Annotated in this window: 20 protein-coding genes; 14 read left to right on the top strand and 6 right to left on the bottom strand. The window is 59.8% G+C overall.

Going from position 1 to position 21,599, the window contains the following annotated elements:
- Positions 1–6: 6 nt before the first annotated feature.
- The 6 genes from HRU82_09505 to HRU82_09480 all read right to left on the bottom strand — a co-directional run bounded on the left by HRU82_09505 (position 7) and on the right by HRU82_09480 (position 8,307).
- On the bottom strand, positions 7–2,586 hold the full coding sequence (locus tag HRU82_09505) for a M1 family metallopeptidase (GenBank protein QOJ35171.1): 2,580 nt from the start codon (positions 2,584–2,586) through the stop codon (positions 7–9).
- Between the two features lie 194 nt (positions 2,587–2,780).
- Entirely contained in the window at positions 2,781–3,482 is a 702-nt protein-coding gene (gene rpiA, locus HRU82_09500; protein ID QOJ35170.1) for a ribose-5-phosphate isomerase RpiA, read from the bottom strand.
- The gene (glk, locus tag HRU82_09495) at positions 3,479–4,558 is read right to left on the bottom strand and encodes a glucokinase (GenBank protein ID QOJ35169.1); all 1,080 of its coding nucleotides are present in this window, start codon (positions 4,556–4,558) and stop codon (positions 3,479–3,481) included. The genes rpiA and glk overlap by 4 nt, the downstream gene beginning before the upstream one ends.
- Entirely contained in the window at positions 4,555–5,337 is a 783-nt protein-coding gene (gene pgl, locus HRU82_09490) for a 6-phosphogluconolactonase (GenBank protein QOJ35168.1), read from the bottom strand. The genes glk and pgl overlap by 4 nt, the downstream gene beginning before the upstream one ends.
- Position 5,338: 1 nt before the next feature.
- Positions 5,339–7,039, bottom strand: a complete 1,701-nt coding sequence (locus HRU82_09485) for a glucose-6-phosphate isomerase (protein QOJ35167.1) — start codon at positions 7,037–7,039, stop codon at positions 5,339–5,341.
- Between the two features lie 116 nt (positions 7,040–7,155).
- A complete protein-coding gene (locus HRU82_09480) occupies positions 7,156–8,307 on the bottom strand; it encodes a L,D-transpeptidase (GenBank protein QOJ35166.1) in 1,152 nt (383 codons plus the stop codon).
- Between the two features lie 377 nt (positions 8,308–8,684).
- On the opposite strand from HRU82_09480, the gene rpmH reads away from it, so the two are divergent.
- The 14 genes from rpmH to HRU82_09410 all read left to right on the top strand — a co-directional run bounded on the left by rpmH (position 8,685) and on the right by HRU82_09410 (position 21,572).
- Positions 8,685–8,822: a 50S ribosomal protein L34 gene (gene rpmH / locus HRU82_09475; protein ID QOJ35165.1), complete on the top strand. Its 138-nt coding sequence runs from the start codon at positions 8,685–8,687 to the stop codon at positions 8,820–8,822.
- Between the two features lie 192 nt (positions 8,823–9,014).
- Positions 9,015–9,383: a ribonuclease P protein component gene (gene rnpA / locus HRU82_09470; protein ID QOJ35164.1), complete on the top strand. Its 369-nt coding sequence runs from the start codon at positions 9,015–9,017 to the stop codon at positions 9,381–9,383.
- Positions 9,326–9,589 (top strand): membrane protein insertion efficiency factor YidD, encoded by a 264-nt coding sequence (yidD, locus tag HRU82_09465; GenBank protein ID QOJ35163.1) that lies wholly within the window; start codon positions 9,326–9,328, stop codon positions 9,587–9,589. The genes rnpA and yidD overlap by 58 nt, the downstream gene beginning before the upstream one ends.
- 43 nt (positions 9,590–9,632) lie before the next feature.
- Positions 9,633–11,366 (top strand): membrane protein insertase YidC, encoded by a 1,734-nt coding sequence (gene yidC, locus HRU82_09460; GenBank protein QOJ35162.1) that lies wholly within the window; start codon positions 9,633–9,635, stop codon positions 11,364–11,366.
- 18 nt (positions 11,367–11,384) lie between these two features.
- A complete protein-coding gene (mnmE, locus tag HRU82_09455) occupies positions 11,385–12,818 on the top strand; it encodes a tRNA uridine-5-carboxymethylaminomethyl(34) synthesis GTPase MnmE (protein QOJ35161.1) in 1,434 nt (477 codons plus the stop codon).
- A 17-nt stretch (positions 12,819–12,835) separates the two neighbouring features.
- On the top strand, positions 12,836–14,710 hold the full coding sequence (gene mnmG / locus HRU82_09450; GenBank protein ID QOJ35160.1) for a tRNA uridine-5-carboxymethylaminomethyl(34) synthesis enzyme MnmG: 1,875 nt from the start codon (positions 12,836–12,838) through the stop codon (positions 14,708–14,710).
- Positions 14,711–14,742: 32 nt separating this feature from the next.
- On the top strand, positions 14,743–15,402 hold the full coding sequence (rsmG, locus tag HRU82_09445) for a 16S rRNA (guanine(527)-N(7))-methyltransferase RsmG (GenBank protein ID QOJ35159.1): 660 nt from the start codon (positions 14,743–14,745) through the stop codon (positions 15,400–15,402).
- Between the two features lie 60 nt (positions 15,403–15,462).
- Positions 15,463–16,239 (top strand): ParA family protein, encoded by a 777-nt coding sequence (locus HRU82_09440; GenBank protein QOJ35158.1) that lies wholly within the window; start codon positions 15,463–15,465, stop codon positions 16,237–16,239.
- A 34-nt stretch (positions 16,240–16,273) separates the two neighbouring features.
- Positions 16,274–17,065: a ParB/RepB/Spo0J family partition protein gene (locus tag HRU82_09435; GenBank protein ID QOJ35157.1), complete on the top strand. Its 792-nt coding sequence runs from the start codon at positions 16,274–16,276 to the stop codon at positions 17,063–17,065.
- A gap of 143 nt (positions 17,066–17,208) precedes the next feature.
- Positions 17,209–17,685 (top strand): polymer-forming cytoskeletal protein, encoded by a 477-nt coding sequence (locus HRU82_09430; protein ID QOJ35156.1) that lies wholly within the window; start codon positions 17,209–17,211, stop codon positions 17,683–17,685.
- 128 nt (positions 17,686–17,813) lie between these two features.
- Positions 17,814–18,269, top strand: a complete 456-nt coding sequence (locus HRU82_09425; protein ID QOJ35155.1) for a polymer-forming cytoskeletal protein — start codon at positions 17,814–17,816, stop codon at positions 18,267–18,269.
- Positions 18,270–18,300: 31 nt separating this feature from the next.
- Positions 18,301–19,383 carry a tRNA 2-thiouridine(34) synthase MnmA gene (mnmA, locus tag HRU82_09420; protein ID QOJ35154.1) on the top strand — a complete coding sequence of 361 codons (1,083 nt, stop codon included), beginning with the start codon at positions 18,301–18,303 and terminating at the stop codon, positions 19,381–19,383.
- A gap of 132 nt (positions 19,384–19,515) precedes the next feature.
- Complete coding sequence (atpH, locus tag HRU82_09415; protein QOJ35153.1) at positions 19,516–20,052, top strand: ATP synthase F1 subunit delta; 537 nt, start codon at positions 19,516–19,518, stop codon at positions 20,050–20,052.
- 2 nt (positions 20,053–20,054) lie between these two features.
- Complete coding sequence (locus tag HRU82_09410; GenBank protein ID QOJ35152.1) at positions 20,055–21,572, top strand: F0F1 ATP synthase subunit alpha; 1,518 nt, start codon at positions 20,055–20,057, stop codon at positions 21,570–21,572.
- Positions 21,573–21,599 lie beyond the last annotated feature (27 nt).

Genomic DNA, 21,599 nt, shown 5'->3' with positions numbered 1-21,599 from the left:
TCGCCGTCAGCGGACGGCTTGCGCCAGAGCTTCCCGAATGTGCCCGCGATCGCGCTCGCGGAAGGTGACCGCGATGTGCAATTGTTCCAAGTACTGCTCCAGTGTCTTCCCGCCGAGATCGATCTTCCGCTCGCGGAAAAAGGCCTTCACGTCACGCTCCAATTCTGGCGTCGAGAGGCCGACAACGCCTCCGCACATCCGCCGTAGCCCGCTTTTGGGGAAGAGCCGATCCATGCGGTCCCAATTGGCCTTGACGAATGCCCACGCCTTCTCGCGGATATAGACGTTGTGGAGCAGGGTGCTGACAAGGAAGGGGGCATCCTGTGTCCGGATCTCCTCCGTCAAGGTCTTGGCCAGGGTTCGCTCCAGCAACTCCGGCACCCGGAAGGCTGCCAGAGAAAACAGATACCGCCGCTCCTCCTGAGGGGTCGAGGCCTTGTGAAAGCGAGCGAGGAATGCGTCATAACGCACGGCGTCGCCGGTAAAGGCCAGAATAGAGACCAACGCCGGCACGATATTCGGATCGATCTGCCGGCGCTGTTCTCGCCAGGCGTCGTAGGCGGTTGCCGCTTCCGCTTGCACCACTTGGTCTCGGCCGAGGGTCCCCAGCGCACGGATGATATCGCCGCGCAGTTCCTTCACCAGGTCAGATTCGCCCGCGCGAGCCGTCCACCCTAAGGACTGGAAGGCCGGCCCGACACGGTCGCGCACCAGGGCCGCCAACAGCGGACGGTCGTCCTCGCTGAGGAGATGGTTGATCGTGGAGAAGGAGCCCAGGAGCACCGCCCATACGTGCGGGTCCTGTTCGATGCGGAAGTGTTCCGTCAGGGTGAGGTACTCGGCGGGCGGTACCATACCGGCAATGGTGGAGGCCCAGGTGTCGTTCAAGAGGTTAAAGCGTTCGACTGGGGCCAATTCCTGCAGCCCGACCTGTTGAAGTTTGGCGAGCAGTGTGGAGTCGTAACGGACACGGTAGAATCCATGTCCGTCGGCATTGGCCAGCACCGAGGTCCAGTCCGGCGGGAGGACCACCCGGTGGTCGCGGCCGCTCACCAACAGTGACCGAGTGGTGGTACCCTGGCCGGTCGTGACCCGCAGTTGCAGCGGGATCTGCCAGAGCTGCGTGGCTGGTCCGTCGGGGGTGCCGGGATCGGTCGGCGTGTAGGTAAAGCGCCGCTGGGCGATGGTCAGCGTTCCGGCGTGATCTACCGTGAGCGATAGCAACGGATGACCGGGCGAGAAGATCCATCCGTTCATCAGCGCGGGCACATCTTGGTTGGCCGCTTGTCCCAGTGCCACCCATAGGTCCGTCGTTTCGGCATTTCCATAAGCGTGGGTCTTCAGATAGCGCCTGACGCCGTCGCGGAAAACGGTCGGGCCGATGTGTTGCTCCAGCATGCGGAGAACGGAGGCGCCCTTTTCATACGTGAGGACGTCGAACATCGCTTCAGCCTCCTTCGGAGCCCGCACCGGATATTCGATCGGTCTCGTGCTCAACAGCCCATCCACCGAGAAGGCGGCGGCGCGGGAGACGCCGAAGGCCGTCCACCGCTTCCACTCCGGTTTCCAGGCATCGACCGCCAGCATTTCCATGAAAGTGGCGAAGGCTTCGTTCAGCCATAGCCCGTTCCACCAGGCCATCGTCACCAAATCGCCGAACCACATGTGGGCATTTTCGTGGGCCACCACGTCCGCTACGCGTCCTTTCTCTGCGTGGGTGGCCGTGTCCTGATCGAGAAGCAGGGCCGTTTCACGAAACGTAATCGCGCCGAGGTTTTCCATGGCTCCCGAGGCGAAGTCGGGAATTGCGATCAGATCTAGTTTGTCTCCCGGATAGGGAATCCCGTAGTAGTCGGCGAGAAAGTTCAAGGAGAATACGGCGATTTCATGGCCGAACGCAGTCAAGGGTTGTTTCCCCGGGACGGACCACAGGCGAACCGGTGTGCTGCCTGCCATGATCGGGGCAGTAGGCTCCAGGCGCCCGACGATGAAGGCCACCAAGTAGGTGGACATCTTCATGGATTCCGCGAAGCGAACGATCCGTTTCCCTCCGTCCTGTCGGTCATTCACGATCCGACAGTTCGAGATGGCCGTGAGCGTCGGATCGATGGCCAGCGTGATGGCGAACACCGCCTTGAAGTGAGGCTCATCCCAGCAGGGGAACGCCCGTCTCGCGTCGGTGGCTTCAAATTGAGTCGCAGCCACGTGCTGCGAGTTCCCCTCCGCATCCTTGTAGGTGCTGTGATAGAAGCCGCGCAGTTTATCGTTGAGCGTGCCGCGAAAGGTCAGGTGTAGCTTCCATTCGCCGGCCGGAATCGACGAGGAGAAAGTAATGCGGCAGCGCTGCAGGTCTTCCTCCAGCAGGACGGCGCCTGCACGTGGCGTCGCCCGTTCTCCGGACAACAGGGCGTCGGAGACCTCCAGGTCGACCGCATTCAGAACGATCTCCGAGGTCGGCGCGGCGATCGCCAGCGTGATCACGACATGCCCGGTGAAGGTTCTGGTGGAGAGGTCCGGCTCGAGTCGGAGATCATAGTGAGAAGGGATGACATGATCGGGTAATCGATAGGGATCGTGCGACATCACGGCGACACTCCTGCTGTGGGGTTGAACCTGCTTCTGCATATCCGGTCTGTGCGGACGACTCCAGGCTGGACCTACGAGCCCCAATGCGGCTACGCCCGAAGAGAATGTCAAACGGGCGGCGATGGCTGTGAGGGATCCTGCGGCCAGCAGCATGGTCTGTCGGCGAGTCAGCGGAGCGGCATCTCGGTCACGGCTCATGAACCGGACGCGTGCGTGACGGTGACCCCCTGGGCATCGCCGACGATGAGGATGCCGGTTTGTCCGATGAAGAGGCCCGTTTCGACGATGCCGGGAATTTGGTTGAGGTCCGTTTCGAGCGAGCGGGGATCCTCGATGGGAGGAATGTGGAGATCGAGGATCACGTGACCGGCTTCAGTCTGAAAGACTGTCCCGTTCCGTTCGCGCAGGATGGCCCGTCCGCCCGAGATGCGTTCCATATGTCGGGCGGTGCTGCCCCATCCGAAGGGGACCACTTCAATCGGAAGGGGAAAGGATCCACCCAGGGACGGCACCAACTTGGTATGATCCACCATCACGATGAACTGCGTGGCCGCAGCGGCGACGATCTTTTCTTTCAACAATGCGCCGCCTCCGCCTTTGACCAGATTCCATCGAGGATCGACTTGGTCCGCCCCGTCGATGGCGAGGTCCAGGGACCACGCATTATCCGATTCGATGAGCGGAATCCCGCATTGTTTCGCCAGCGCAGCCGTGTCGTGGGAGGTGGGGACGGCCTGAATCCTGAGCCCGGCACGGACTCGTTCCCCGAGCGCGAGAATGAGGTACCGGGCGGTCGAGCCGGTGCCCAAACCGACGACCATGCCGTCCTGCACATACTCGGCGGCCCTGAAGGCGGCCTGCCGTTTTTGGCTGTCGAGGGCCGATGTCGTCGTCATGGGGCCATGGATCCCATTAACTGGGCGGCGACGGAGGCGGCACCAAGAAGCGCCGTCTTGTCGTTCGTGACCACCTTGACTGGAATTTGGGTCATCAGACGTTTATAGCGTCCCTTATTAGTGAAGCCGCGCATGAACGACCCGTCTTGCAGCTTGGGGAGGATCTTCGGCGCAATGCCACCGGCCACAAAGACACCGTCCAATGTCAAGCCCTTGAGCGCCAAGTTTCCGGCTTCCGCCCCATAGATCGACGCGAACAGGTCCAAGGCTTGTTTGGCGATGTCGGCCTGGCCCTTGAGTCCGGCCTCGGCGATTTCAGCGGCGGGATTCCCGGCTTTGATTTTCTCGGCCAGCCACGTCGGTTCGTTCTTTTTCGTGTCGCGCAGATACTCGTAAACGGCGTGCAGGCCGGGACCGGACACGACACGTTCGTAGCTAACGTGAAGGTAGCTGCCCCGCAGATGCCGGAGTAACTCGATTTCGCTGTCACTGTTCGGGGCAAAGTCCGTATGGCCGCCCTCTGAGGGCATCGGGCGATAGCGAGTGCCGTCCCAGTAGAGAATGCTCTCTCCGAGCCCGGTTCCGGCTGCAATCAGGGCCAGGGCCTGCTTGGTTTGTGGCGGTGTGCCTGCGTTCAAGACCACGAGTTCGTCCAGGCGGAGGAAGGGCAGGCCGTAGGCGGTGGCTTCCAAGTCATTCAGGAGCCGGACATGCGGGATGTTGAAGCGCGTGGACAGGGTGCCGCCGTCGATGATCCAGGGCAGGTTGGTTGTGCGGCAACGGTTGTCGATGACCGGCCCGGCCACGCCGAAGCAGGCTGCGGTCGGTTGGATGGGCTGGGGAACCAGAGCCGGTGCCGCCGGGGTCTCGGCCTCAGGCCGGTCGGTTGCCTCGCCCGGATCTTCGGCTGACACCGTCGGCAGCGGGCTGTTGAGGAACTCCTCGACGATGTCTTCCAACGACTTGTAGTCGCGACTGTGAAAACTGTCTTCCAGGATCGGTTCCGCGCGCTCCGTGGTCCAGTCGTACAGCGCCAGGTTAGTTTTGGTGCCTCCGATATCGCCTGCCAGAATCATTTAGTCCTCTCGGGATGACAAGTCTGCTGAGACCGCGTCAACTTCGCCGCTGCCGCCTGGTCCAGGTACCAGACCAGCTGCCCCGCGACCGGCTGAACCAGCGCGGCAGGGTAGCGGACGGCATCATCGGTCTGCGGCTCGAGCAGGTGACGCACGACCGTCGCCTTGTTTGCTCCGGCGACCAGGAACAGTACCACACTCGCCCGATTGATCACACCTAGCGTCAGAGTGAGTCGTGTTCGCGTGCCCTGGGGCGAGTAACTCGGCGTCACCCATCGCGTTCGCTCGTGTAACTCAGGGCCATTCGGGAAGAGCGAGGCCGTGTGGCCATCTTCACCCATGCCCAGGAGAACCAGATCGAGGATCGGCCAGGCTCCACCACCCCCAGCCGTGAATCGGCGTAAGGTGTTTTCGTACTGGGCAGCGGCGGCTTCGGGCTCATCTTCCCCGCGCATTCGATGGATCTGTGCCGGAGCGAGTCGGAGCGGGGTGAAGAGTGTCTGGTCGGCCATGGCGAAGTTGCTGTCGGCATGGGTGGGTGGGACGGCCCGTTCATCGCCGAATAGCACCTGCACGCGACTCCAATCCAAGCGGTCGGCGCAGTCCGGACTGGCAAGCCTCGTATAGAGGCTGCGCGGCGTGGAGCCTCCGGACAACGCGATGAGAAATCGGCCTCGGGCGGCGATGGCGGCTGTTCCTACCGCAATCACTCGCTCGGCGGCCTGTTGCGCCAGTTCCTGGGGTCCGGCGACGATGTGAATTTCAGCGGACCTTGGCATGTCAATGACGACGCCGTGATCGAGAGGCGGTCCGTTTCTTCGCAGGCCTGGAGGTTCCCCGCTGCAGCGTGAGTGAGGCGCTCAGTGCGCGAATAGTATCGGCCGGCTTGGGCCCGAGCGCGACGCGGAGGGCGGATCGCTGATGGGCGTGGAGCGATTGGAGGTCTCCGATCGCTTGGGCTTGTGCCAGCGTGCCGAAGGTAAAGGGCTGGCCTGGCACCGGCAGGTCAGGTTTCATCCTGTCGACCAACTCCAGAAACAGGCCGCTGTTGGGGCCACCCTTGTGGAGTTGTCCCGTCGAATGGAGGTAGCGAGGCCCATAACCCGCTGTGGTCGCGATCCGATAGCGGGTGACCAGGACCTTGCGCAGGGCTCGCAAGGCGGCCTCCACCTGCGCAGAGGGTGTCGTGTAGGCCAACAGGGCCAGGTATCGATTCCCGCCCGCCTGCTGAAGCAGTTGTGCGAGGGCGGCCTTGGGGGGTGAAGCCGGGATCGAGGGAAGGGCGCCGTTGTTCTCTGCCTGCTGAAGAACTTGGGCCGTGTTGTTCTTGCTCTCCTGCACGTTGGGTTGATCGAACGGTTGAATGCCGAGAATGTGGCCGGCGACGGCGGTGGCGAACTCCCAGCGAAAAAACTCCCCGCCCAGATCGTAGCGGTCGCTCATGTCGAGGCGCAGGACCGGGTGGCCTGCGGCCTGAAGCCGGGCCGTGGCCTGATCCAACGAGCCGTTACGGTCACCCTTGAGCCGCACATACAGGAAGAGGCGGTCATGGCCGTATGCTCCGTGAGGGGCGATCGGCTCTCCCGCAACGGGAATCAATCCTGTGCCCTGCTTGCCGGTGCTTTCTGCGAGTAATTGCTCGACCCACAGGCCGAATGAGGTGAGTGCGGGGGAGGTGAGAAGCGTGACCTTATCGCGCCCGGCTTTCGCCATGGCCCCCATCACGGCGCCAAGTGCGGCACCGGGGTTGTCCTGGGCTGGGGCTGTTCGGCGGCGGCAAGCCTCGCGCATGGCGTCGGCGCGTGCAAGGAGTTTTCCCACGTCCATCCCCAACAGAGCGGCCGGTACCAGGCCGAAATAGGACAGGACCGAATAGCGTCCCCCGATGTCAGGCGGATTGGTGAAGGTGCGCCAAAATCCCTTGTGCTGTGCCAGCGCTTCCAAGCCCGTACCAGGGTCGGTGATGGCGACGAACTGCGCGCCGCCGCGATTGCCTTTGGTCCGTTGGACAAGTTCCCAAAAATGCGCAAAGAGCGACATCACTTCGACGGTCCCGCCCGATTTGCTGGCCACCAGAAACAACGTTCGGGCTGGCTGAATCGTGCTCGTTACCGCTCGCACCCATCCGGGTACGGTGGAATCCAGGACCCACAGCCTGGGATATCCTCGGGCCGAGCCGAAGGTGCAGCGCAGCACTTCCGGACCGAGACTGCTGCCTCCCATGCCCAGCAGGACAACGTCGCTCGTATGGGCTTCGCGGGCGGCTTGGGCGAATGCCCGTAACTCGGTCAGCCCATCCCGCATTTGATCCAGTACCGTAAGCCAACCCAGCCGATTGTCGATTTCCGTCGGATCGGGGTGCCAGAGCGTGTGGTCTCTCGTCCAAATCCGTTCGATGGTGTGGGCCGTAGCCAATTCGTTCAGGGTGCGAGAGACGTTTTCGTGGGTCAGGATGGAAGCGGGCGAGCGACGAATGGGCATAAGACGCTGTCCTCCGTGGGTGGACGAGTGAAGCGACGCGTTCCGTCTGTGCGGTATCTTAGGTTCGGGCAGATAAAAAGGCAAACGTGCCAGGGGGCGAGGAGCGGTGCAGGGGGTCAGGTCTCTTCTTCCTGGTCTCCCAGGTCGGCCAAGACGAGCGAGACAGAGTTGTGAGATTCCAGTGCTCCGACGATGGTTACCGGAGTGCCGACCGACACCTGATCGAACAGGACGGCAATCTGGGGATTGTCGAGAAGGATGCTGCCGAACGGCTGATCCGTGATGCCTTGCGCCATGCCGTGGATTTGAATCAATCCGGGCAGGTGCTGGCTTCTCGGCAGGAGACCGGCCTTTTGAGCCTCCTCGAAACGGCGGCGGTCCTCGGCATTGGGATAGTCCAGGATCAGCGCCCGGAAATAGGGCGTTTGGCCTGAGCCGCGTTTGCGGTGGATGCGGTACTCGCCTTCAGGTGTCGCTCCATCACCATAATGTTGTTTGGCGCGAATGCCTCTGGAGCCGAGGCGGATCGGATAGGTCCGAACCTTTTTCCCGTTCTTGTAGAGGGTCAGGATTCGGTCGGCCTTGCTGATGATGATGGCCTGGGCACGATGAGTACGCGACCACTCGATGGTTCGTTGAGCGGATTCCCGCCAGGCGGCGATGAGATCATCGTCGGCATAACGGCCGAGTTCGTTCGTTAGAAGGGCTGTCTGGGTGAGCAGAATTTTCCCTGCCCGCTCGGAAGTCTGAATCGCCTGGTCAAATTGCCCTTGTTCGAGAAGCAGTCGCGCTTGCTTCAAGAGCAATTCCGTTTCGACCGGATGCTCCCCCAACACCATACGGCTGTCGATATCGCCGACCCGCGTATTGAGGAGACGCAAGCGTTGCTCAATGCGTGTCAGTTTGGATTCGGCGAGGGTGCGTTGGGCCTGCAGACGGGCGTTGACGGTCGCCACGAGTTTCGTGCCTTCGGCATGAAGAGCCTCTAGATCCGCCTCCAGGGTATTTTCTTCCCAGGGCCAGCGAACAATGTTCTCCTCAGACTGCACCCTGGCTTTCAGCGCAATCCATTGGCGCACGAAGCCGGAATAGGCTTCCGGAGTGACGTCCGACGCGCGGAGCCCGACCAGATCTCGATCGATGCTTTCGATGGCTTCCACCAGTTCATCCGGAACCGTTTCGATACACCCGCTCAGCCCAATGGCCATGGCGAGGGCAAGTGTAATCCCGGCGAGGTGTCGGCTGAGTTGAAACCAAGTGTGTGTCATCGTCGCCATTCTATCGCACGGACTTCGACCCAGCGAGTTCTTCGCGCTTTCAGCGCGGTGGGAGCCATTGCGGCCTGCCCTGCTCGTTCTGGTCGATCACGGGCTCCGAAGGTTCCTACGCGGAAGCCCTCGCCATAAGGAAGGCAATGTAGATGCCAGTATCGTCCTCGGTGGGGTTTAGAGTCGGAATTCCTATCCGCAACAAGAAGTTAGTGCCCTTGCCCCAGAAGGGAGTCGCCGCGAGTCTGTGGCATGTTTGCCGGGGGAGGACAAGAGCGCCTCAGGATCGGTCGTGGGCTGCTTGATTGACACCCTTCGGCCCCGCCCCTATAATGCGACCTCTTCATCGAAGACAGATTCCTGGGGGAGGGAGTGCCATGTCCTTTACGTTCAAGCAACCGTCAAACCTGAAGCGCAAGCGCGAGCATGGGTTCCGCAAACGCATGAGCACCAAGAATGGCCGGAAAGTGCTCGCTCGTCGCCGGGCCAAAGGTCGTGCCCGTCTCACCGTCTGACTTTCTCCTGCCGCTCGCTAATCCGCATGTAGGTCGGCATTCTAGGCCGTAGTGGGCTTGGAGCGGCTTGATTCTCCGTGCCCGATCTAGTCGCAGCTAGAGAGCGGGCGGCGACGGTCAAGCCGGTAGGTGGGGTGTTGGGCAGAGGCTCAAATCCTTGCTCCGGTTTGCTTGGAGCCAAGCGGGTGATACATGGCAGTCGAGCAAGGACAGGCGCCGTTTTTTCTGAAGCGTGGCCGAGATATCCAATATATCAAGCAACATGGACGGCGCGTGTCGACCGGTGCCTTCAACCTGCAGTTTTGTCCGATGGCCTGGGAAGGGGCCATGCTCGGGATCGTGGTGGGGCGCCGATTCGGGACTGCAGTGAGTCGAAACCGAGCCAAACGCCTGTTCCGAGAGTTGGGGCGGTCGGTTCGTGAGGCGTTGGTTCCGGGGTATGGGTTGCTCGTGTTTCCGAAACGGGAATGCCTGAACAAGTCTTTTGTAGAGCTGCGGAGCACATGGCAGAGCACGTTGCAAAAACAGCAGCTGGTCCATCGTGGGCAGCCCTCATCCTAAGGAGGCTCTGTCTGCTGCTGCTGTCCGCCTATCGTCTGGTTTTGTCGCCGCTGTTAGCGCCTGCATGCCGGTTTCATCCGACCTGCTCGGTCTATGCACAGGATGCAATTGGGCGCTATGGGGTGCTGAAGGGCATTGCGATGGCAGGGCGCCGGCTCTTGAAATGCCACCCGTTTCATCCCGGCGGAATTGATCCGGTACGGTAAGCTGTGGCTCGAACTCCTCGCTCAAGGCTTCAAGCATAAGTTCATGGAAAAACGCGTCGTTGTATTTCTCGTCATCTCGTTGATCGTCATCATCGGGTATGACTTTCTGCTCAAGGGCATGGGGTTGTTGCCCCCGTCGGAGCCGGTGCAGGTGGCGACGGCGCCCAGTGGTGACGCTCCTGCAGAGCAGGCGTCCACGGCTGATCCTTCCGAAATGCGCCCCCCTCCTCAGGAGAGCCGCGTTGAGGCTCGTCGATCCAGCTCCACCGAGAGGGCTTTCATCGGCGCGACCGACGAACAGACGATCGTGGTCGAGACCGCGTTATACCGCGCCCAATTCAGCAATCGCGGGGCTGTCCTAAAGTCATGGGAGTTGAAACACTATACGACTACCCCGGAAAATGGCCGGCAGCCGGTCCAGCTGGTTTATAGCGGCGGGAAGTTTAAAGGCCCCCTCAGCCTGGTGACGGGGGATCAGGCCTTGACCGCCGAGTTGGGCAATGCGCTGTATCAGGTGACGCAAGACATCGCGCAGCTCGACAGTGCCCATCCGGTCGGGCATGTGACCTTCCGCTACCACGACGCGCGAACACATGTCGATGTCGTCAAAGAGTTCACTTTTCATTACGATCGATACCTCGTGGACGTAGCGGTTAGGACTGCAGGGATTCATACGCCTGTCGATGTCACCCTTGGCACGAATTTCGGGATCGTCGAGTGGGGGGAGGGATTTATCGGGCTCCTTGGCTCCGCGTCGATGGTCGATGACAAGGTCTTGAAAGAAACTCCCGAGGGAGAGGCTGAACGCAAGGGTGATGTGAAGTGGTCCGCCATTCAGGACAAGTACTTCTTGAGCGTGTTGATGCCTCAGAAGGCGTCGTCCGCCCTGGCCAAAAAGGAGGGCGACAAGTTGGTGTCAGCCGGTGTTCGGTTTCCCGCTCCCGCCGAGGGAAGTGTGCTGGCCATGCAACTGTATGCGGGCCCCAAGGAGTACGACACCCTCAAGCGTCTGAACGTCGGGCTCGAGGATACGATCGATTTCGGCTGGTTCGTATTTGGTAGTTGGGGGCTGGTGAAGGCCGTCGCCAAGCCCATTTTTTATGTGCTTCGTTTTCTCCATGAGTTCACGCACAACTATGGCGTGACGATCATCCTCCTCACGATGATGATCAAGTTGATGTTCGTTCCGTTGCAGTACAAAAGTTATAAGTCCATGAAACAGATGCAGGTGATTCAGCCCAAAGTGCTGGCCCTGCAGAACAAGTTCAAAGACGATCGTGACCGGCTGAATAAGGAGTTGATCAAGCTCTACAAGGACCACAAGGTGAACCCGGTCGGCGGCTGTCTGCCGATGGTGCTTCAGATGCCGGTCTTCGTGGCACTGTTCAATATCCTCTATATGACCATTGATCTCCGGCAGGCCCCCTTTCTGCTCTGGATCAAGGACCTCTCGGTGCAAGACCCCTACTATGTGCTGCCCATCATCATGGGGGCGACGATGGTGATCCAGCAGAAGATCACCCCGACGACCATGGATCCCGCGCAAGCGAAGATCATGCTGTTCTTGCCGGTGTTCATGACCTTTCTGTTCGTCAATTTCCCTGCCGGCCTCGTGCTGTATTGGTTGACCAACAACGTCCTCACGATCACCCAACAAGTGGTCACGGAACGGCTGTTCTCCAACAAATGGCAAGCCGCCGCCCCCGAGGGGGATGGTGCCGCATCCGACGATTCAAAAGAACAGAAAGCCGGCAAGCGGCGCGTTCCCGCCGAATAATTTATCGACAGGCTCCCCATGCCTGCTGTCCTGGACGATACGATCTGTGCGATTGCCACTCCTCCCGGTGAGGGCGGTATCGGCGTGGTTCGTGTCAGCGGGCCAGGTGCGTTGGACCTTGCCGCCCGCGTGGTCAGCCTCCGTTCAAGACAATCCCTTCATGCCCTTCCGGTGCGCCGGTTGGTCTCGGCCGATGTGGTGGTACCATCGGGCGAGTCTTCACCGACTGATCGGGGCGGAGCCACCGGAGTTTCCCAGGTGATCGATGAGGCTTTAGTGGTGGTGATGCGCGGTCCCCATTCCTTTACCGGGGAAGATGTCGTCGAAGTGCAATGTCACGGAGGCATGGTCGTGTTGGACCACATCTGTAGAGCCCTGCTGGCCGCGGGTTGCCGCTTGGCGCGACCGGGGGAGTTCACGCAACGGGCCTTTCTAAACGGTCGGCTCGACCTGGCTCAGGCGGAGGCTGTCTTGGACACCATCCGTGCCAAAACGGCTCGGAGCCTGGCCGTCGCTCAGGCTCAGCGCCGGGGAGTTCTGTCGCGCGAAATCGAGGAGCTGAGATCAGCTCTGGTCGTTGCCCTGTCTCATGTCGAGGCCGCCCTCGATTTTTCCGACGAAGACATCGCCTTTGTGCTGCCTGCGGACCTCACCAAACTGCTGACAGACCTTTCGAGTCAGCTCGGGCGATTGCTGCGCTCGAGCGAAGAAGGGCGCATCTGCCGTGAGGGGGCCCTGGTTGCGATCGTCGGTCGCCCGAATGTGGGGAAATCGAGTCTGATGAACGCCTTACTCCGGCAGGAGCGCGCGATTGTCACTCCGGTTCCCGGCACCACTCGGGACTTGCTGGAAGAGGTCGTGCAGATCGGCGGCATCCCAGTTCGTCTGGTTGATACCGCCGGTATTCGCGCAACGCAGGACCCGGTGGAAACGGAAGGAATCAAGCGCAGCCGGCTGGCGTGGGGGGATGCGGATCTCGCGCTCATTCTCCTTGACGGCTCCGAGCTGCTGACCGACGACGATCGCGCTGTGCTGGCGAGTCCTGAAGCCTTCGGTGCGTTGCTTGTGGTCAACAAACGTGATTTGCCGCAACGGCTTACGCTGGAAGAGGTCCGGTTCGCCTGTCCTGCTTGCGCCGGAATAGTGGAGATTTCTGCGAAAGAGCTGGCAGGGCTCGATCACCTGCGTGAGCGGGTCCGCGACATCCTGACTCCGCATCGATTGGAATCCGCGGAGGGCGCCATGGTCACTAATTTGCGGCATGCCGATGCGCTGAAACGGGCATTGGAGGGAATTGAGCAAGCGACGCAATCGGTGAAACAGGGACGAGCCGGCGAATTAGTCGCGATGGATCTCCGCATCGCCGCCGATGCGCTGGGTGAGATCACCGGTGTCATCACGACGGATGAGATTCTTCAGCGCATCTTTGCGGAATTTTGCATCGGAAAGTAAGGCTCCATGGTGGTGCGATGAGCGAACGGTTCGATGTGGTCGTTGTGGGCGGTGGGCATGCCGGCTGTGAAGCCGCTCTGGCTGCAGCCCGCCTGGGTTCGCGTACGCTCTTGCTCACCATGGACCCGGACCGCATCGCGCAGATGTCCTGCAATCCGGCGATCGGCGGCATTGCCAAGGGGCATCTGGTGAAGGAGATCGATGCGCTGGGCGGTGAAATGGGCCGCAATACGGATCAGGCCGGCATTCAGTTCCGCATGATCAACACCAGCAAGGGGCCTGCAGTTCGCGCCTTGAGGGCCCAGTGCGATAAGAAGATCTATCGTGAGGTCATGCAGCGGACCCTTCGGGCGGAGCCGTTGCTGCACGTTCGGGCTGGGACGGTGGATCGGATTCTCACTCGTGCCGGCGCGGTGACAGGCGTCGTTACCGACGGCGGCCAACCGATTGAGGCGCGGGCCGTGATTCTCACCTCGGGCACCTTTCTCAAGGGACTGATCCATATCGGTCTCAGCCATTTTCCCGCCGGGCGTGCCGGAGAGGCCTCGGCGGAACACCTGTCCGACTGCATGCGCGATTTTGGGTTTGAGATAGGACGACTGAAGACAGGGACGCCTCCACGCCTCGATCGCGATACCATCGATTTCTCCATGATGGTGCTCCAGCCAGGGGATGATCCGCCTAGGCCCTTTTCCTATCGCACCTCCCGGATTCCCCTTCCACAAGTTCCTTGTCATTTGACCCATACGAATTCGCAAACAAATGAAATTATTGCTAAAAATATAGATAGATCGCCGCTCTATAGTGGCGTGATCGATTCCGTGGGGCCGCGCTATTGCCCGTCGATCGAGGATAAGGTCGTGCGGTTCGCGGACAAGGAGCGGCACCAGATTTTTGTCGAGCCTGAAGGGCTTGAGACGAACGAGTATTACCCGAACGGCATCTCTACCAGTCTACCCGTTGACGTGCAAATGGACATCCTCAAGACTATTCCTGGACTGAAGCGGGCGCGGATGATTAAGCCTGGTTATGCGGTGGAATATGACTTTTTCCCTCCCTGCCAACTCCGGAACACCTTGGAGACGAAACTGGTTGAGGGTCTCTACCATGCTGGGCAAATCAATGGCACATCCGGGTATGAGGAGGCTGGGGCGCAAGGGATCGTGGCTGGAATCAATGCTGCCCTGAAATGTCGCGGGGAGGAGCCTTTGGTGCTGGACCGTTCCCAAGCCTACATTGGAGTCTTGATCGACGACCTGATCACAAAGGACACGAGAGAGCCGTATCGGATGTTTACGTCGCGAGCGGAATATCGCCTATTACTCCGGCATGACAATGCCGACTTACGCCTCACGGCTATTGGGCATCGAATCGGGCTGGTGTCAGACCGGCTGTACCATAACTTCGAGCAGAAACGTGCCACTATCGAAAAAGAAGTGCAACGACTGCGAGAAACGAAGCCGAGGCTGACGCCGGAGGTGAAGCGGCTCATGGAGCAGGGAGGAATTGGAGCGATAGGTCCAAACCAGCCGTTGGCCGAGATTCTCCGCCGTCAGGACCTGACCTATGAAAAGATGCGTGCAATTTTCAGTGAGTTGGAAGTCGATGACCAAGAAATAGTTGACGCTATTCAGCTTGAGATCAAGTACGAAGGGTATATCAAGCGGCAGTTGCTACAGATTCAGCGCTCTGAGAAGTTTGAGCACCGTGCGATTCCGGTTGGGTTCGATTACGATGGTGTAGCCGGGTTTTCTAGTGAAGTGCGGGAGAAGCTCAAGCGGGTTCGTCCTGGGTCGGTAGGGCAAGCTTCACGTATTTCAGGAGTCACGCCGGCCGCGATTTCCATCCTCCTGGTAGCTATTGAAAAGTCTCGCCGCCGACCTTCCGCTTGACCCATTCATCCCATTTCGCGTAAGTGTTCCACGTGGAACATCGATCAAGCCGACTGCGGCAGCACCTCAAACGATTCTCTGACGAGCTGTTTCTTCCCATTCCTGAATCCTCTTTCGACCTCTTCGAGCGGTACTATCATGCGCTCAGAGAGTGGAATCGGGCCATCAATCTCACAGCCATCGAGAGCGAGGAGGAAGTCGCGGCCAAGCACTTCGTTGATTCTGTCGCCGGCATGAAAGTTATTGAAAATGCTGGATTGAAATGTGTGTTGGATGTCGGGTCTGGGGCAGGATTTCCGGCTTTGCCACTCAAATTCGCCCTGCCTCAGCTGGTAGTCGAATTGCTTGAGCCAAGCGAAAAGCGGAGCGCATTTTTGCGTTATGTGATCGGCCTGCTCGGACTTTCGTCGGTCAGGGTCTGCTCATTCAAGTTGGATGAGTATGCGAACAGGCAGCCGCAGAGGAAGTTTGACTATATCGTCGTGAGGGCGTTGAGGGTAGATGATGCAGGAAATGCCTTATCCTCATTGTTGAGAGATGGGGGAAAGGTGATTTTGTATCGATCCTCCAAGGTTGAGGCCGATTTCAGGCTCAATGACCTTGCTTTGGATTCAGAAGTCGAGTATGAGCTTCCTGCTGGCTATGGTCATAGAGTGTTGTCGATATTTGCAAGGCCAGGCCTTCGTCGCTGACCGGATGTTCCACGTGGAACAATGAACTAAACGTACTCTTTATGAGGAGCTAGGAAGGGCATGGCGCGTATTATCGCAGTGGCGAACCAAAAGGGCGGAGTCGGCAAAACAACGACTTCCGTAAACCTTGCCGCAGCATTGGCGATCGAAGGATCATCGGTTTTATTGGTGGACATCGATCCTCAAGGAAACGCCACCAGCGGGTTGGGAATCGTTCCCATGTCCCTGGAAAGAACGGTCTATAACGCGTTGATCCACAAGGAGAGCCTTGAATCGATCGTGATGGCGACGGGTGTAAACGGACTTGCCCTGGCGCCGGCGAACTCGCATCTGGCAGGTGCCGAGGTAGAGCTCGTCAGTGTGGAGGACCGGGAACAGCGGTTGAAAAGCGCCTTGCGAGAAGTGGAGGACCGATATGACACGATTCTCTTGGATTGTCCCCCGGCGCTCGGCCTGCTGACGATTAACGCAATGGTGGCAGCGCATTCGGTCTTGATTCCCGTTCAATGTGAGTATTACGCGATGGAGGGTCTAGGTCGCCTGATGGAGAGTATTCAGCGTCTGCGGCAGTCGTTGAATCCAGACCTAGAGATCGAAGGAATCGTGCTCACGATGTACGACGCACGTAATTCGCTGGCTCGTCAGGTGGTGGAGCAGGTGCGTGGGCACTTCGGTGACACCGTCTATCAGACGATGATTCCTCGCAACGTGACACTCGCCGAAGCGCCTAGTTACGGCCGGCCGGTGTTGCTGTACAACGTGGCTTCGGCGGGCGCGCAGGCCTATCGTTTATTAGCCAAGGAGTTTGTGGTCCATGGAGAAAAAAGCCCTCGGTAGAGGACTGGATGCCCTATTGCCCACAGGGAGACCTGTGGCGGATCCAGAACGTGGCGATGTGCAGGAGCTGCGGTTGGATTCGATCGTGCCGAACCGCTTTCAGCCAAGGCAGCAATTTTCTGAGGTGGAATTGGCCGAACTGACGGCTTCGTTGAAGCAGAACGGGATCCTGCAGCCCATCTTGGTGCGGCGCAAGGGGGACGGCATCTATGAGCTGATTGCGGGAGAACGCCGTTTGAGAGCTGCTAAGATGGCGGGAATGCTGAAGATTCCTGCATTTGTGCGCAACGTATCCGATCAAGAATCCATGGTCTTGGCCCTGGTGGAGAATCTCCAACGGGATAACCTCAACCCGATGGAAACGGCAAGGGCTTACCAGCGGATGCTGAATGAATTCGGCCTCACGCAAGACGCCATCGCTCAAAAGGTGGCCAGGGAACGGTCTTCCGTAGCCAATATGTTACGGCTGGTGACCTTGCCCGTGGAGGTGCAGCAGCTGGTCGAGTCTGATCAGCTTTCGACCGGGCATGCGAAGGTCGTTCTCGGCTTGGCCACGCCCGCAGCTCAAATTAGTTTGGCGCAGCGGATCGTCGTGGAGCAATTGTCCGTTCGTGAGGCTGAACGGCTGGTGCAGGAGCATGCCGAGGCGAAGAAGGCCGGCAAGCGCCCGATCCGTGCCCCGCTTCGGAGCGATCTCGAGGAGCGGCTGCAGAAGCGCCTGGGCACGCGAGTAGATGTCGTGAGGGGGCGGCGGAGCGGCAAAATCGTCATCCATTACTTCTCGCCCGAGGAGCTGGACGGCATCGTGGAGCGATTACTGAACTGATCCTGTTTTCTGGGGAGATTTTCCCCTTGTGGCAGGAGTAGAATAGGCGCGTTTTACTGGCTGAAACGGCTTGTGTCATGGTTGAGTGGGAAGGCTGCTCGGTCTGAACCAGACGATGCTGTAACGCGTGGGAGGGATGTGGAATGTGGATCAAGGACAAGCAGGATGGAAAGCGTCAGGCCGTACAAAGTGAGGGAACTGAAGTGGAAAATCTCGAAGCTACGGTCCCGCGTGAGGGGAATGAAGAAATCAATGCCTTTGTCGGCAAGGGTGTCAGTTTCAAGGGCGTAATTTCGTATAACGGCACGGTGCGTATCGACGGGACGCTGGACGGAGAGATCCACACGGAGGGGGTGTTGTTGGTGGGCGAGGATGCCGTGCTGACGGCCAAGATCACGGCGGGTACCGTCGTCTGTAAGGGGAAGATAACCGGTGACATCAGTGCGCGGGAAAAGGTCAAGTTGCGATCACCGGCGGTCGTGAATGCCGGAGTCAAGGCGCCCCTCATATCGATGGAGGAGGGCGTAGTATTCAATGGGTCCCTGGAGATGAGCCAGCCGGCGACCCGCGAGCCACAGGGCAGCACCCGTGGGCAGGGCGTCAAATTGGTCAGTAGTTAGCCCTCCCTTTCCAGGATGAGTGAGCAGGCCGATGCCTGGAGCCTTGAGGGGCGTCGGAGCACCGGGAGTTTCCATTCAGCCCGCGCCCCGGCCAATCCGTATTGTTGGGTGTGCGAAGGAGGACACCGATGTGGGGTGAAACGAAAAAGCAGGCCGTCGCGGAAGATGACAAGTTTACCTTTCTCGGCAAGGGCACCAGTTTCAAGGGTATCGTCACATTCGATGGGACGGTGCGTATCGATGGACGGGTGGAAGGTGAGGTTCACACCGGTGGGGCGGTCATCGTCGGGGAGAGCGCCATCATCAAGGGGGTGATCGCAGCCGGTTCAGTCTCCATCAGCGGTCGAGTGAAAGGAACTGTGACCGCGCAACAAAAGGTGGAGATCCAGAAGCCGGGCATCCTGATCGGCGATATTCACAGTCCCGCCATTTCAATCGAGGAAGGGGCGCATTTCCACGGCATGAGCAGCATGGGTGCCGAGAAGTGGGTCGAGGATGAGGGGGCGGACCTTGTGTCGCCGCAGGACCCTGGGGTACATGACCTCGTCGCCCATCGCGGAAAGGTCAAGACGCAGGAACCGTGACCGGCCGCCCTCACGCCCGTGGTGTCTCCAAATGAATAGGCAAAGTGTGCTGCTAGGGATGAGCGGCGGAGTCGATAGCTCCGTCGCCGCCTCTTTGCTCGTACGCCAAGGTTTCGCCGTCCAGGGCGTGACGCTCCAGGTGTGGGAGCATGAGGATGAGGAGGTGGCGGCATCCAAGCGCTGGGAGGAACGCGGCTGCTGCAAGATCGGCATTGCCCGCTTCGTGGCCCAGCGACTGAACATTCCGTACGACGTAGTCGATCAGCGAGAGGCCTTCCGGCAAGGGGTGATCGACGATTTCGTCAACGGGTATGCCGCCGGCACGACCCCGAACCCCTGCGTGCGCTGCAATGAGCGGGTGAAGCTACGTGCGCTCTACGTATTGGCGTGCGAGTGGGGCATCGACTTCGTGGCGACCGGGCACTACGCTCGCCTCACCCGGTCGGACGGGCAGTGGTCCCTTCGCCGGGCGCTCGATCCGCGCAAAGATCAGAGCTACTTTCTCTATCGAGTCAATCCAGCCTGGCTGCCTCGTCTGCTCTTTCCGGTCGGGCATTTGCAAAAGACGGAGGTCTGGCAAGAGGCGGAATCGCTGGGACTGCCCGTGGATGAGCTGAAGGAAAGCCAAGAGATTTGTTTCGTGAGCCATGGAGATTACCGCACCTTTCTCGAGAAGGAGCGGCCCGAGACCAGGCAGCCTGGAGCGTTCGTGACCCCGGCCGGGCAAACTCTCGGGCAACATGAGGGGGTCGCGTTTTACACGCCAGGTCAGCGCCGCGGGCTTGGTGTGGCGACCGGACAGCGACTCTATGTGCAAAAGGTGCTTCCTGAGTCCAGGCAGGTGGTGCTCTGCACCGAAGAGCAGCTGGTGCAAACGGAATGTCTGGTCGGCGATCTCAGCCTGTTGGATGAGCGTGTGCGTCACGAGCGCTTCGACGCGGACGTGAAAATTCGTTATGCGAGCGCGCCTTCGGCAGCGACACTCCTACCGGAACCCGGAGTCGGCGTACGGATTCGGTTCCATCAGCCGCAACGCGCCTTGAGTCCCGGTCAGTCTGCCGTATTTTATGACGGCGATCGAGTGCTGGGGGGCGGGATCATTCAACGCAGCTGAAGCCTCACGTCTCGTTCCCTCCTTGACAGTACCCGCGTCTGAATGCTAACTTTGCGCGCTTTTTGTCGTGCCCACCGCACGAAAGCTTCCTGTTTGATCAAAACACGGTTATCGTAGCGGACACCCACTGAGATGAAGACAGCCGTCGCACGTCGATACGCAAAAGCTTTGTTCGATCTTCTTGATACCACCACAGTTGAATCGGCCAAAGCGGCGCTTCAAGGACTGGGTGACGCCTTCGCGCAGTCGGCGGCGTTGCGTCATGCCGTGGCCTCGCCTGCCTTTTCTGAAGACAGCAAGATCAGTGTCCTGACAGAGTTGGCCGGCCGTCTCGGCTGCCCGCCTGTCGGCCATAAGTTTCTCGATCAATTAGTGAAGAAGAACCGGGTGGGGTTTCTGCCGGATATTGCCGAGGCCTTCGCCAAGCTCGTGGACGAGTCCAAAGGGACCCAACAGGTTTCGGTCTCATCCGCGACCACCTTGCCGATGGCGGAGCAGGAACGGATTGCCGCCCGGCTTCGCGACGTCCTGAAGCGTGACGTCGATGTGACTTTTCATGCAGATCCCGGACATGTCGCCGGTCTCCATATCCGCTTGGAGAGCACCGTGGTGGATAGTACGGTACGAGGCCGACTCGGCGCCATGCAGCGTTTGTTGACGAAGGAGTAGACATGCAGATCAAGGCGGAAGAGATCAGCTCCATTATTAAAGAGAAGATCAAGGGCTTCGACCAGCAAGTCGACGTCAGCCAGACCGGTTCGGTCATTCAGGTCGGAGACGGTATCGCCAAGGTCTACGGACTCGATGGCGCCATGGCCGGTGAGATGCTGGAATTTCCCGGTGGACTCTACGGGATCGCCCTGAACTTGGAAGAAGACAATGTCGGCGCCGTATTGATGGGTGATGACGTCGGGATCAAGGAAGGCGATCCGGTCAAGCGCACGGGCCGCATTGCAGAAATTCCCGTCGGCGAAGCCCTGGTCGGACGCGTCGTGAACGCCATCGGCCAGCCGATCGACGGCAAGGGGCCGATCACCTCGGCGCATTCATCCCGTATCGAAGTCGTCGCCCCCGGCGTCAATACCCGTCAATCCGTGCGCGAGCCCCTGCAGACCGGCATCAAGGCCATTGACGCCATGATCCCCATCGGCCGCGGGCAGCGTGAGTTGATCATCGGTGATCGCCAGACCGGCAAGACCGCCATTGCCGTCGACACGATCATCAACCAGAAGGGCTTGGGCGTATTTTGTATTTACGTCGCCATCGGCCAGAAGCGCTCAACGGTGGCGCGCGTGGTCAAGACGCTCGAAGAAAACCACGCCATGGAATACAGCATGGTGGTGTCGGCCACGGCCAGCGACGCGGCCCCGATGCAGTTCTTGGCTCCGTTCGCCGGGGCCGCCATCGGCGAATACTTCCGTGATAACGGCAAACATGCCTTGATCGTCTATGACGACCTGTCGAAACATGCTGTGGCCTACCGGCAACTCTCGCTGCTTCTGCGTCGTCCGCCAGGCCGCGAAGCCTATCCTGGCGACGTGTTCTATCTGCACTCCCGTTTGTTGGAACGGGCTGCGAAGCTCAGTGACAAGCTCGGCGGCGGCAGCTTGACCGCGCTTCCGATCATTGAAACGCAAGCCGGTGACGTGTCGGCCTATATTCCGACCAACGTCATTTCCATCACCGACGGACAGATCTATCTCGGCAGCGACCTGTTCTATTCGGGCATTCGTCCCGCCATCAACGTGGGGTTGTCCGTGTCCCGCGTCGGCGGATCCGCTCAGATCAAGACCATGAAGCAGGTCGCCGGTACGTTGCGGCTCGATTTAGCCCAGTATCGTGAAATGGCAGCATTCGCCCAGTTCGGCAGCGAGCTCGACAAGGCCACGCAGATGCAGTTGGCCCGGGGTGTCCGCATGGTCGAACTACTGAAGCAGGGGCAGTACAAGCCCATGCCCGTGGCCGACCAGGTGTTGTCGATTTACGCCGGTGTCAATGGGTTCTTGGATGATGTGCCGGTCGACAAGGTGCAGCAGTTCGAGGCCGATCTGCTCCACTACATTGCGCAGAACCACCAAGACATTCGGAAAGAGGTCGCGTCGATCAGCAAGATTGACGACAAATTCGGCGGCAAACTCAAGGAAATCATCACCACCTTCAAACAGAAGATGGGATACGGAGCGAAGTAACCGCCGCCAATCTGAACAGGATACTTC

Origin of the sequence: Nitrospira sp. (assembly GCA_015709715.1) — a bacterium.
Lineage (GTDB): Bacteria > Nitrospirota > Nitrospiria > Nitrospirales > Nitrospiraceae > Nitrospira_A.
Note: the sequence above shows the minus strand (reverse complement) of the source record. Positions and strands in the feature narration are given on the sequence as shown.

Coding starts and splice junctions, on each gene's coding strand:
- glk (QOJ35169.1), bottom strand. CDS start 4,558: ATGATTCTGGCAGGCGATATCGGAGGCACCAAAACTAACCTGGCGCTG.
- HRU82_09430 (QOJ35156.1), top strand. CDS start 17,209: ATGTGGATCAAGGACAAGCAGGATGGAAAGCGTCAGGCCGTACAAAGT.
- mnmG (QOJ35160.1), top strand. CDS start 12,836: ATGAGCGAACGGTTCGATGTGGTCGTTGTGGGCGGTGGGCATGCCGGC.
- yidD (QOJ35163.1), top strand. CDS start 9,326: ATGGCAGAGCACGTTGCAAAAACAGCAGCTGGTCCATCGTGGGCAGCC.
- pgl (QOJ35168.1), bottom strand. CDS start 5,337: ATGCCAAGGTCCGCTGAAATTCACATCGTCGCCGGACCCCAGGAACTG.
- mnmE (QOJ35161.1), top strand. CDS start 11,385: ATGCCTGCTGTCCTGGACGATACGATCTGTGCGATTGCCACTCCTCCC.
- atpH (QOJ35153.1), top strand. CDS start 19,516: ATGAAGACAGCCGTCGCACGTCGATACGCAAAAGCTTTGTTCGATCTT.
- HRU82_09485 (QOJ35167.1), bottom strand. CDS start 7,039: ATGCCCATTCGTCGCTCGCCCGCTTCCATCCTGACCCACGAAAACGTC.
- yidC (QOJ35162.1), top strand. CDS start 9,633: ATGGAAAAACGCGTCGTTGTATTTCTCGTCATCTCGTTGATCGTCATC.
- rpiA (QOJ35170.1), bottom strand. CDS start 3,482: ATGACGACGACATCGGCCCTCGACAGCCAAAAACGGCAGGCCGCCTTC.
- mnmA (QOJ35154.1), top strand. CDS start 18,301: ATGAATAGGCAAAGTGTGCTGCTAGGGATGAGCGGCGGAGTCGATAGC.
- rnpA (QOJ35164.1), top strand. CDS start 9,015: ATGGCAGTCGAGCAAGGACAGGCGCCGTTTTTTCTGAAGCGTGGCCGA.
- rpmH (QOJ35165.1), top strand. CDS start 8,685: ATGTCCTTTACGTTCAAGCAACCGTCAAACCTGAAGCGCAAGCGCGAG.
- HRU82_09425 (QOJ35155.1), top strand. CDS start 17,814: ATGTGGGGTGAAACGAAAAAGCAGGCCGTCGCGGAAGATGACAAGTTT.
- HRU82_09480 (QOJ35166.1), bottom strand. CDS start 8,307: ATGACACACACTTGGTTTCAACTCAGCCGACACCTCGCCGGGATTACA.
- HRU82_09440 (QOJ35158.1), top strand. CDS start 15,463: ATGGCGCGTATTATCGCAGTGGCGAACCAAAAGGGCGGAGTCGGCAAA.
- HRU82_09410 (QOJ35152.1), top strand. CDS start 20,055: ATGCAGATCAAGGCGGAAGAGATCAGCTCCATTATTAAAGAGAAGATC.